The 11,135-nt window shown below is 67.4% G+C and carries 11 protein-coding genes and 3 pseudogenes; 9 read left to right on the top strand and 5 right to left on the bottom strand.

Annotation, left to right across the window (positions count from 1 at the left end; genetic code table 11):
* From ABZ887_RS45830 to ABZ887_RS45815, 4 genes and pseudogenes are all read left to right on the top strand, one after another.
* Positions 1-270 (top strand): annotated as a pseudogene (locus ABZ887_RS45830) (amino acid transporter); the annotation flags it as partial.
* A gap of 105 nt (positions 271-375) precedes the next feature.
* Positions 376-894 carry a hypothetical protein gene (locus tag ABZ887_RS45825; protein WP_361304646.1) on the top strand — a complete coding sequence of 173 codons (519 nt, stop codon included), beginning with the start codon at positions 376-378 and terminating at the stop codon, positions 892-894.
* 120 nt (positions 895-1,014) lie between these two features.
* The gene (locus ABZ887_RS45820; protein WP_361304643.1) at positions 1,015-1,512 is read left to right on the top strand and encodes a hypothetical protein; all 498 of its coding nucleotides are present in this window, start codon (positions 1,015-1,017) and stop codon (positions 1,510-1,512) included.
* Positions 1,513-1,544: 32 nt separating this feature from the next.
* A complete protein-coding gene (locus ABZ887_RS45815; RefSeq protein ID WP_361304640.1) occupies positions 1,545-1,826 on the top strand; it encodes a hypothetical protein in 282 nt (93 codons plus the stop codon).
* Positions 1,827-1,959: 133 nt separating this feature from the next.
* Here the strand turns inward: ABZ887_RS45815 and ABZ887_RS45810 are convergent, their stop codons facing one another.
* Positions 1,960-2,778, bottom strand: coding sequence for an alpha/beta fold hydrolase (locus tag ABZ887_RS45810; protein WP_361304637.1), 819 nt, complete (start codon positions 2,776-2,778; stop codon positions 1,960-1,962).
* A gap of 107 nt (positions 2,779-2,885) precedes the next feature.
* Positions 2,886-3,551 (bottom strand): DUF4097 family beta strand repeat-containing protein, encoded by a 666-nt coding sequence (locus tag ABZ887_RS45805; protein WP_361304634.1) that lies wholly within the window; start codon positions 3,549-3,551, stop codon positions 2,886-2,888.
* A gap of 232 nt (positions 3,552-3,783) precedes the next feature.
* Between ABZ887_RS45805 and ABZ887_RS45800 the strand changes: the two genes are divergently transcribed.
* Positions 3,784-4,539, top strand: coding sequence for a helix-turn-helix domain-containing protein (locus ABZ887_RS45800; RefSeq protein ID WP_361304631.1), 756 nt, complete (start codon positions 3,784-3,786; stop codon positions 4,537-4,539).
* Positions 4,540-4,763: 224 nt separating this feature from the next.
* On the opposite strand, the gene ABZ887_RS45795 is transcribed toward ABZ887_RS45800, so the two are convergent.
* Positions 4,764-6,734, bottom strand: a complete 1,971-nt coding sequence (locus ABZ887_RS45795; RefSeq protein ID WP_361304629.1) for a potassium transporter Kup — start codon at positions 6,732-6,734, stop codon at positions 4,764-4,766.
* A gap of 366 nt (positions 6,735-7,100) precedes the next feature.
* Between ABZ887_RS45795 and ABZ887_RS45790 the strand changes: the two genes are divergently transcribed.
* Entirely contained in the window at positions 7,101-7,601 is a 501-nt protein-coding gene (locus ABZ887_RS45790; RefSeq protein ID WP_361304626.1) for a hypothetical protein, read from the top strand.
* A 42-nt stretch (positions 7,602-7,643) separates the two neighbouring features.
* Positions 7,644-8,114, top strand: coding sequence for a hypothetical protein (locus ABZ887_RS45785; protein ID WP_361304623.1), 471 nt, complete (start codon positions 7,644-7,646; stop codon positions 8,112-8,114).
* Between the two features lie 104 nt (positions 8,115-8,218).
* Here ABZ887_RS45785 and ABZ887_RS45780 read toward each other — a convergent pair whose 3' ends face one another.
* Positions 8,219-8,764: an FHA domain-containing protein gene (locus tag ABZ887_RS45780; protein ID WP_361304620.1), complete on the bottom strand. Its 546-nt coding sequence runs from the start codon at positions 8,762-8,764 to the stop codon at positions 8,219-8,221.
* Between the two features lie 106 nt (positions 8,765-8,870).
* Positions 8,871-9,476, bottom strand: a pseudogene (locus ABZ887_RS45775) (hypothetical protein); the annotation flags it as partial.
* A gap of 1,037 nt (positions 9,477-10,513) precedes the next feature.
* Between ABZ887_RS45775 and ABZ887_RS45770 the strand changes: the two are divergent.
* Entirely contained in the window at positions 10,514-10,645 is a 132-nt protein-coding gene (locus tag ABZ887_RS45770) for a hypothetical protein (RefSeq protein ID WP_361304617.1), read from the top strand.
* A 176-nt stretch (positions 10,646-10,821) separates the two neighbouring features.
* Positions 10,822-10,977 (top strand): annotated as a pseudogene (locus ABZ887_RS45765) (ATP-binding protein); the annotation flags it as partial.
* Positions 10,978-11,135 lie beyond the last annotated feature (158 nt).

The following is an 11,135-nucleotide window of genomic DNA, read 5'->3' as shown; positions in this document are numbered from 1 at the left end:
GTCCGCGGCGAGGTCCTGCACAACCGCTACCGCGTGCTGACCCTGGAGTCGGCCTCCATCCCCAACGCCCTGGCCGCACTGCTGCTGCACGTCCGGGACGAGACCGGCTGCATCCCGCACATCTACTTCGAGTGGACCGAGGGCAGCCCGTTCGCCAACTTCCTGCGCTTCTTCCTCTTCGGCCAGGGCGAGGTCGCCCCGGTCACCCGCGAGGTGCTGCGCGAGGCGGAACCGGACCGCGCCCGGCGGCCCCGCGTCCACACCGGCTGAGGCTCCGGCGACCGCGTCAGGATCCCGTCAATATTCACCTGTGCCACGCTAGGACCCCGTCAGCAGCAGGAGCGGACCGCCCTACGGCCGCCTAGCGTCGGCGGCATGGAACGGAGCAGACCGGCACCCCCGGCCGGCGACCGCCACTGGCGCGGCAGCGCCCGGCTTGCGGTGGGCTGCGCCCTGCTGTTCTGCGCCATGACCCTCCTGGTCGACTGGGACGCGGGAAGCCTGACGCCTCTCCGCGCCCTACTCTGGTTCACCTTGTCGGCCGCGGTGTGCGCCATCCTGCTGCCGCCACGGGTCAGCGCGGGCTCAGGCTGGCTCGCGGTCCGCACTCCGTGGCGCCGACGCATCGTCCACACGAACGCACTGACGGCCGTACGACAGTACGAGGGCGTCTCCTCCCACCTGGTCCTGCGCGACACCTTCGGCAACCGGCTGGAACTCGATCCGCGGATCCTCGCGGCAAGCCCCTTGCTCTGGCACGAGCTCGACACGGGTGTCCGGCGCTCCCTGGAACGCGGAACGCTGCGCCTGGGAGCGGATGTCATGGAGCGGCTGGGGCATCACATCGACGACGAGACGGTCCAAGCGGTGCTTCGGGCATCGGGACTTTCCTGACCGCAGAGCAGATAGTCCCTGATAGCCCCCTCACGCATCACCTGTGAGCCCACCCATCACCAACACATTCGAGATGACAGAAATAAGTGTCATCTCAGTGATAGATGCTAGATTGCCGATGTGCCACAGGACGCCCAGTTGATCTTCGCCGACCACGTCGGCCGCTTCTACGCCCGCCACTACGCTTTCCCGCCCATGGCCGGACGTCTGCTCGGATATCTGCTCGTCTGCGATCCGGCCCAGCAGACGATCGACGAGCTGAGCGACGCACTGCTGGCGAGCAGAAGCGCGATCACGGGTGCGGTCAAGCTGCTGGAGAGCTATGACCTGGCACGACGCACCAGATCGGCCGGCGAACGGATGGACCGGGTGAGCCTGAACCCGACCGGCCGACAGCCGCAGAACTTCGACGCGACCCTCCACCTGGAGCACGCGGCACTGTTCCGGGAGGGCTTGGACCTGCTCACCGACGCGACGCCGACGCGCCGGGCCCCGCTCGAAGAGATGGTCGCGCTGGCGGAGTTCCTCGCCGAGCGCCTGCCCGCACTGCGGGACGAGTGGCACGCACACCGCGAGGGACTGCGCGACTCCGGGAAGCTGCCGCCTTCCGGCTCATAGCCCCTCACAGCCCCGACGGCACGGAGAGTTCCATGACGACCGAACCCAACCCGACCTACCAGTCCGATGTGGCAGCCCTGCGCGAGCGCATCGATCGCGGAGACCCGGACGCCGCCGACGAGCTGATCGAACTGGCCGCGGAACAAGGTGACATGGAGGAACTCCGGCGTCTCGCGGAGACCGGCAACTCCACCGCGACAGACCAGCTCATCGAACTCGCCGCCGAACAGGACGACCTCGCCGAACTCCGACGTCTGGCAGACCAGGGCAACACCACCGCCGCCGAGGTTCTCGACGAACTCATCGACGAATGAACCGGATCCGGCTGCTTCACCGCGTCCGCGCACACGAATGACCGAGTGCCCTGCACGGTCCGGACGCAGCCGTGGTGGGCGGTGATGACGACGGTGGCGAGAACGTAGAGCCGCCGGTCCGGCGATCGCGTCTTCAGTGCTCGCCGCGATCGAGAGCGGCCACCTCGCGGACGGCCTCGGCAACGGCCGTGAAGTCCTTCTTCAGGATCGCGTCGTGATTGCTGGCGACCTTCGCGCTGAGCCGGAGGTTCGGGTTTCGCTCGAATACCTCGTCGAGGCCGGCGCGGATGCGTTCCTGCTCGTCACCCTTGCTTCCGAGGGACGCCCCGGAGGCCAGCACGTACCGCACCGGAACGGTGATGTCGTCCAGCACGGGGCCCAGTTCGCCTGCGCGGGAGATCTTGCCCAGCTCGATATTGCAGTCCGCCATCTGTACGGGGGTCATCCGCGGGGTCAGGCCCGTCGGGCGCAGCAGCGGCAGGAACCAGCCCATCCGCCGGAACAGCTTCCGGATCCGCTGCTCCATGGCCTCGTCCAGCCAGTCGTACGGCTGCGCGCCGTCGACCAGGACCGCGCCCAGCGCACGCTCCGGATTCCGGTTGGCCCAGTGCGCCCCGACGAACGCCCCGTACGACCAGCCCACCACCAACGCCCGGTCGACGCCCCTGGCCGCGAGAACGGCGTCGACGTCCCGGACGGCGGCCTCGAAGGAGTAGTCCGCCGAACGCTTCGACTTCCTGCCGCGGGCCCTCTCGTCGTAGGTGATGTGCCGCCATTCCGGCCCCAGTTCGGCGATGACCCGCCGCCAGTACCCCTGCGTGGCGAACTGGCCGTTGAGGTAGACCACCGGAGTGCCGGCACCGTCGGTGTCAGTGACGGCCAGGGCTGTGTCGTCGACCGGCACCATGCCGGTCCACGCCGAACCGTTCGAGGAAGTGCTGTTCTTCGTCATGTCGCTGTTCCCCCTGATCGTATGAGCTGTCGGGTACGGCTGTTGCGGGCCGGGCCCCGCATGTGGATCGCGGCGGGCCCGGACGGGGCGGTTCTGGTGGCGCTTCTTCAGAGGCTGCGGGCGGTGATGTCGCCGCGGGAGGTGGTGGCGCGGATGTCCAGTTCGGTGCTGCCGTCGTTCTTGAGGGCGTTGCTGACGCGGCCGTAGTCGGTACCGGCGTCCAGGGCGCCGGAGACGCCGGGGGCCGTGGCGACCGAGATGTCGCCGTCCTGGGTGCGGAGGACGACCGTGCCGGGGCCGGCTTCGTTGATCCGGATGTCGCCCCGTGCGGTGCTGATCTCCGCGGAGCCACCCAGCCGGCCGACCTCGACGTCGCCGTCGGTCGCGGTGAGGCGGAGGCTCGCGGCCTCGTCGATCTTGATCTCCCGGTACGCGCCGTCGAAGACGACTTCCCCTAGGCGCCCGACGCCACGCAGCTCCGCCCCGGCGGCCTTGCCCTCGACGCGGGAGCCGGCGGGCAGCTGAACGGTGACCTGAAGGGATCCGGAGGGTCCGAAGAGCTGGTTGCCGGGGGCCGACGCCGTGATCCGCAGGACTCCGTCGGCGTAGGTGACAGTGGTCTGCTCGGCGGCCTTGGTGTCGCGGTTCTTGGAGGGGTTGGCGGGCAGGACCTCGACGGTGGTGTCGGCGCGATCCGCGGCGATGAGCTGGACACGGCCGGCGGGGATGTCCACAACGGCGGTGATCGGGGCGGGGGTGGCGAACTTCTGCATCACTGTCTCCCATGACTCGCTGTTTCCGATGAACGAAAAGCTACGTTGCATTCACTGATCACACAACAGACTCGTTGCACATAACCTCAGTTTGCGCAGCTACATGGCGTTAAAGCGTTGCGTTGACTTTCAAGGTCAATGCAACGGAGGTCATCTATCCGTTGCATTAGATTGAGAATGAACGCTACTCTGAACACTGCGGGGACCGCCGAGGGACGCGAAGGAGACCGCGATGCCGGGAGGCAGGCTCACCCAGCAGGAACGACAGCAGATCGCGCTGGGACTGGCCGACGACCTCGCTTACGCCGAGATCGCCCGCCGCCTCGACCGTCCGACCTCGACGGTCACGCGGGAGGTGATGCGCAACGGCGGCCCCACCGCCTACCGCGCCGACCTGGCCCACCGCACCACCGAACGCCGCGCCCACCGGCGCAGGCAGACCGCGCGCCGAGGGACCGAGACACCCTCGCCGGCCTACGGACGCGATCCCGAGGCCGTGCGGGAGTACGAGGAGACACTGACCGCCGTCATGATGGCCTCGGGCATGACCGCGATGCCGGCCCGGGTGATGGCCTCCATCACCCTCACCGACACCGGCAGCCTGACCGCATCCGAACTCGTCGAGCGCCTCAAGGTCAGTCCGGCGTCCATCTCCAAGGCAATCGCGTTCCTGGAGAGCCAGAGCCTCGCCCGCCGGGAACAGGGCGAAGGCCGCCGTGAGCGCTACATCGTCGACGACGACATCTGGTACCAGTCGATGATGGCCAGCGTCCGGGCCAACGCCCGGGTCGTCGAGATCGCACGGCAGGGCGTCGACGTCCTCGTCCCCGGCACCCCGGCCGCCAACCGCCTGGAGAACGTCGCCCGCTTCCTCGACTTCGTCAGCGAGAGCCTCGCCCGCGCCGCGGAGCAGGCTCGCGAGATCCTCCACACGAAACCCGGAACGTCCTCGACCGGCGCCGGCCGACCAAGTCCGGACCAGGAGTAGACAGCCGTCCCGATGGACACGGTCCGACGATCCTCGGCTTCCTGCCCGACGCCACCGTCACCCTCTGCATCAGCTGCCGACACGACGGCGTGACTCTGCCTCGCCGAACCTCGGCCCGGCCGACAGGGGCACGTACTGTACGCCGAGGAGTCCGGGCCGCGCGCCATGGTGCCGGCGCGGCCGGGAGGGGACGGTCCGGCCTCGGGGTAGAAGTCGGCGGTCGCCTACACCTCGATGTGCGAGCCCATGATGACCGTCCGGTCTCGGGGCAGGCCGAAGTACTCGGCGGCATCCGCGGTGATGTAGGAGGTGGCGATGAAAAGGCGCTTGCGCCAGGGCGCCATAGTCGGCGCCGTTCCGCGGCGGAGCTCGATCGTGGAGAGGAAGTAGGACGCCTCGTCGAGTTGGAGTGGCCCCTCGGTCGAGGCCGGGTCCAGCGACGCCAGGACGCCGGGCACGTCCGGTGTCTCCATGTAGCCGACGTGAGCGGTGACGTGGATGATCCCGTCGTCGCCGTAGCCGAGACCGTCGACGGTGATCCGCTGGTCGGCCGGGACACGGGGAATGGGTTCGGTCGTGATGGCCAGGATCACGACGTGATCGTGTCGTACGTGGTTGTGTTCGAGGTTGGCCCGCATCGCCAGGGGCGCGGTCTGCTTGCCGCGGTTGAGGAAGACGGCCGTGCCGGGCACGCGGAGCGTCGTCGCCTCCTTGGCGCGGAGTTCGTCGATGAACTCCTCCAGCGGGCCCTCGCGTCGCGCCCGTTCGGCGGTGACGAGCTCGCGGCCGCGCTGCCAGGTGGTCATGACGGTGAACACGGTGAGGCCGATCAGCAGCGGCAACCACGCGCCGTGCACGAGCTTTGTCAGGTTGGCCGCCACGAACAGCAGGTCCACCGTCAGCAGCAGCGCGGCACCGGTACCGATCAGCCAGCGCGGGGTGCCCCACTGGGCGCGGGCGACGTAGAAGAACAGCAGGGTGGTGATGGTGATGGTGCCGGTGACCGCCATGCCGAAGGCGAAGGCCAGCGCCGCGGAGCTGCGGAACGCGAAGACCAGGGTGAGGACCGAGACCATCAGCAGCCAGTTGATCCACGGGACGTAGATCTGGCCCGCGGCGGACTCGGAGGTGTGCGCGATCCGCAGCCTCGGCAGATAGCCCAGTTGGGCCGCCTGAGAGGTGACCGAGTACGCACCGGTGATCACCGCCTGGGAAGCGATCACCGTGGCGGCCGTGGCCAGCAGGATCATCGGCCAGCGTGCCCAGCCCGGTACGAGCAGGAAGAACGGGCTGCTGATGTTGCCCGGGTCGGCGAGGATCAGCGCGCCCTGACCGAGGTAGCTGAGGACGCACGCCGGGAAGACGAGGAACATCCAGGCGCGCGTGATCGGGCTGCGCCCGAAGTGGCCCATGTCGGCGTAGAGCGCCTCGGCGCCGGTGACCGCGAGCACGACCGCGGCCAGGGCGAAGAATGCGGTGTCGAAGTGGCCGTGCAGGAAGCCCACAGCGTAGGTGGGCGACAGGGCCTTGAGGATCTCGGGGTGGTCGGTGATGCCGACGACGCCGCACGCGCCAATGGTCAGGAACCAGACGATCATGACCGGCCCGAACACCCGGCCCACCGCAGCGGTTCCCCTGCGCTGCACCAGGAACAGCACCACGATGATCACCGCGGTGATCGGCACGACCGCGTCACCGAGCGACGGCTCGACGACCTTCAGGCCCTCGACCGCGGACAGCACCGAGATCGCCGGCGTGATCATGCTGTCGCCGAAGAACAGCGACGCGCCGAAGATGCCCAGGGCCGCCAGGACGACGGCGGCCCGCGCGCCCCGCGGGCCGCTCCAGCGGCGCAGCAGGGTGATCAGCGCCATGATGCCGCCCTCACCGTCGTTGTCGGCGCGCATCGCGAGCAGCACGTAGGTGACCGTGACGATGATCATCACCGACCAGAACGCCAGGGACACCACCCCGTACACGTTCTCCCTGCTGACCGGGACGGGATGCGGGTCGCCGGGGTTGAACACCGTCTGGAGGGTGTAGATCGGGCTGGTCCCGATGTCGCCGAACACCACACCGAGCGCCCCGACCATCAGCGAGAGGCGCACTGCGGACCGCGGGTCCGGAGCATGAGGCCCGGGCAGTCCCGTCGGCGGTCCCTCGCCCGAGCCGATCGGGTGCCGATGGCTGGTCATGTCGATCCTCCGCGGCGCAGGCCGGTTACCGGGCGTGTCGTGCGGGACGATACATGTCCGTTGAAAGCCTCTCGGCAGCACACCCCGCATGCCGGATCCCGATTCGGCACGATGCCGCAGAGGTCCACGAGTGGTGGGGGTGAGCGACCCTCAGGTACTGCCTCCGAAGCCAAGGCAACCACTGGCGCTGCGACGGGCCGAATTGCAGTCGACAGTCAACTCTCAACTACGCAGGCCCGGTTAAGGAACCGCTAAGAAATGCACCATCGAATGTCATGAGCATCCCAAAATGACCTAACGTCGTGATCGACCACAACTTACCGCGAGCGCTCGGGGGAACGGACGCTCGCCGAAATCGGGGAATTCATGTCTTTACGCACCCGCACGCTTGCCGTCGGCACTGCGCTCTCGGTCGCTCTCCTCACAGGGTCGACCACCGCCGCGTCAGCCGACTCGCAGCAGGACGAAGTGGTGTCGGTCCAGAACGGCGACACCGCATACGGCTGGGTATCCAGTGATTATCTGCAGGCACATCCGGGGTTCCTCGAATCCCAGGCGAAGTCCGTCGAAGCGGAGCCGCAGAGCCACTTCGGATGCAACACGGACGTGTGCATCGACGTCCTGGGAACCGGACTCAAGGTGAACCAGTGGAACACCACCGCCAACGCCAACGTGGGCTGTAGCCAGGCGAAGTACGTGCGGAACTCGAACCAGGTCTTCGAATCGGATCCCATCTGCCCGCCAAACAGCAATCCGGGTGTGTACTACTACTACACGAACCCGAACACCACCTACCCGCAGAACACCAAGCTGTGCAACGCCTGGACGAAGATCACCGGATACCCGTGCGCCACCGTGCATCGGTGAACTGTTCACCGGCGAAACGAAATCCCGTTCATCAGGAGCGACATGCAGGACGATGAAGTGGTCGCCCGGGGAATGCTTCCCTCCGGAGAGGACTGGCAGCTCACTGCCACCGTCCGTCCGGACAATGTCATGACGATGCTCAGCATCACCAGACAGGGCACCTCGGTATTCGGTGGCGGCATGGGGGGACCGGCGCTTGCCGAGAATCAGAGCCTCAATCTCTACTGGGGCAGCGAGGGAGACGTCTTCGGAATCGTCGTGCGAGCCGCAGAGTCCGTCGCGCATCTGACCGTGACGGTGGGATCGGCCGAGCCGACCGAACTCCGGCTGCATCCGGTCCCGCACTGCCCTGGAGTGAACGTTGCCGCATTCGGCCTGAAGATGGACCGCAGGGAAGAGATCTCGCTGTCGGCTCGTGACAGGAATGGACACGTGCTGGAGACGCGCTCGTCCCCAGTTGCCCCGCCCGCTCCTCCCGCGGGAACCACTGGCGGCGGCTGGCTCGCTGAGTGACAAATCCATAGAGTGTGCCCCTGCCCGGCGAGAATGAGGAGTTTGAAGATCCTCGTTTCGCTTCGGGCGGAGGCACTCTCTTGTGACCAGTACTCCCGGGCGGTTCAGTTCCGGTGGATGGTGATCGTTGTCCAGAGTCCGACGTGTACCAGGTCGCCGTCCGTCAGCGGCACCGGCTTGTAGGGGACGACAGGGTCCTCGGCGCCGTTGACCGTCGTGCCGTTGGTCGAGCCCTTGTCCATGAGGGACCAGGTGGAGTCGGGCTGCTGGATGAGGATGGCGTGTTCGTGGGAGACGCCCGGGTCTTCGGAGGCACCGCCCAGGTCGATAAAGGGGGTGTGGCCCGAGGACCGGCGCCGGCCGATGGTGATCAGGACGTGGGTGAGGGGGATGTGGCGGTCCGGGGAGTGGGTGGGGAAGTAGAGTCTCTGGTCCTCGGGTTCGCTGCGGGCCATCACCTTGGCGAAGTACTCGTGGTCGACGGAGACGGTGGCCGTCCAGGAAGGTGACCGAGACGCGGAGACGGCGCCGGCCCCTGCCCCGGTGGTGAAGTCGTAACGGCACGCCTCGCAGAACCGGGCCAGGTCGCCGCGGGGCGCTCCGCAGTCGGGGCAGAGTTCGGCGGCGGAGGGTGCCGATACGGAGGTCATGCGGTGGCCGCAAACCTTGCACCAGTCGTCGGTTCCGGACTGACGGCCGTTCGGGCAGGTCGACGTGCTCGCTTTTCCCTCTTCACCCCTCTACGCACGGAGAGCGCTATTTCTTCTTCACGCGTATGGTCTTCGTCGAGCGGGTTTCCAGCATCATCTCGCCCACAACAACCACCTTGGCCTTGAGCCGCACCGCGCCGTTCGCGGCGTCGACGACATCCACCACCTTGGCCAGCAACTTGGCGGTGTCGTCGTTGCCGGACGTGCTGGCGAGCTGGACGGCGCGGCCCAGCTTTGCGGTCGCGGAGTCGAAGTCGCCCTGCTTGCGCGCTTCCACGCCCTCCTGGATGGCCTGGGCGAGCTCGGCCTGCCCGGTGTAGTGGGCGACCTGGGGGTTGATGTGGGTGGAGGCCGCCATGTCGTCGGTCCAGCAGGCACGTACGAGGCCCTGGGCGGCCGCCTGTGTCGTGCCGTCGGGCTGGGGGACCACGAGGGAGATCCGGGCGGCCAGCATCTCCTCGCCGACTTCCGAGAGGGGCACCCGGACACAGACGTGGTAGTCCCGGGACTCGTCGCCCGAGGAACCTGTCGGGTAGTCGCCTGCGCGGGGGCCGGTCTCGGCGCGGCGGAAAGTCAGGCCCTCGACCGTGGGGGCGACCTGCTTGACCCACTTGATCTCGGAGCCCTCCGGGGTCCAGACGCGCAGCGCCACAGCGGTACCGGGTTGGCTGTGGAGGCGCCGAGGTCGTGGGGACGGGGTGGATCCGGCGGACGACGACCGCCGTTCCCGTCTCCTGCTCCATCCGGCTCAACGAACTCGTCGGCAATGGTTCGGCGCCCTGGCCGACGGCAAGCACACCGCAGAGTCCGCCGACTGGATCGCCGCCACTGTCAACGACTGATCCCCCTGACGGCCTTGGGTGCATGCCGCCGCTGCGGCGCGCCCTCGTCCCACGTGCCAGAGCACTTGGCCTCGTCCGGGACGTCCGACCAGCAGGAGCCAGGAACTCCGCGTTCAGCGTCACCCGCCCTCTGCGCCCGATCGATACGCGCCGCCTCGACACGCCCTGACCTGCCCGCAGGTCACCTGACACCCCATCAGAACGAGCGTCAAATGAGCGTCAAGATACCCCCGAGAGCGTCATTTCAGCGTCAAGATATCGCCCGTAACGCCCACACCGCACATTACGCACACCACCCAAACCCGCAGGTCAGGTGCCCTTTGCGGCCAGTTCAAGGATCGCCACGCACTCCACGTGATGCGTCATCGAAAACATGTGAAACAAAAACATGCGGAAGGAACTGGCAGGTCAGAGCCTCGCACTCCACAAATCGAACACAGTGTCGATGTGCGTTACGTGCGGAGTGGGCGGTACGTGCAAAATGTTGACGCTCAATGCACTGCCGAATCGTCACTGCGCACGCCGCTGTCCCGGACGGCGAGGCAAACGGCAGCCCATTCGGCGCCAGTGCGCCACCCGCGCCGACGGCGGCCAGGGCAGCGCCACCACGACCGAGTACGCCGCACATCGCCGGCTCAAGCCCGCCAAAACCGCGGGCTCATCAAAATCACCAAGCGCCGTCGCCGTTGGAGCGCGCGGCTCACCGATAAGGGAAAGCAGCTGCTGGCGTCCCAGGGCCGGCCTTGCACCGAAGCCGCGAGCCCGTCGCTGCCTGATTTTCTGGGCACTCGTGCCAGAAACGCCCGCTCATCATGGGGACTTGAAGGATGTGTGGAGGTCACCATCCATGCGCCGGCGCAGTCGCGCGTCCTACGGCTCGATCACCGTCGACTACGAGCACGAACTCGCCCAGCTCGACAAGCAGGGACACCGGCCGCTGCGGACCACAGGCATGGACGACCCCGGAGCTGGGCTGTAGCAGCGATCGGCCCGGTGACGCTCTGAGCCTGCCGGATGGCTGGTTGATTATGCTGCGATGAGGTCCTCGACGGTCTTGGCTCGGGCGGTCTCGCGGTGGGATTCATGGCTCCACCGTGACGGCCGCCCAGCGGGCCGGACAAGCATCAACCGGATCATCGCTACCTTGAGCATTGAGGCCCTAACTTCCCCTTCCGCCTCAGATATCTCCAGCCCTATGCCGAGGCGGCCCGCACCTGGCTGCACGCCGAGGCCGAGGTCGTCGACACCACGCGGCTCGCCCCCGCCGAGGCGGCCCGGCGGATCGCGGAGGCGGTCATGATCCAGCCCTGAAAGAGTCATGGATGATCACACCTGCGACAGAAGGGAAAATGTCAGTCGGAAACGGGCCTCCGGATTCTACGGTGACTCCCCCGCGGCAGGTGATCCGCGGTAAGTGATCCATGGGGGGAACCATGTTTCTGTCACGCGGAACCCGCACAGCTCAAGAG

Source organism: Streptomyces sp. NPDC047061 (assembly GCF_040643955.1).
GTDB lineage: Bacteria > Actinomycetota > Actinomycetes > Streptomycetales > Streptomycetaceae > Streptomyces.
This window is presented reverse-complemented; position numbering and strand designations above follow the sequence as displayed.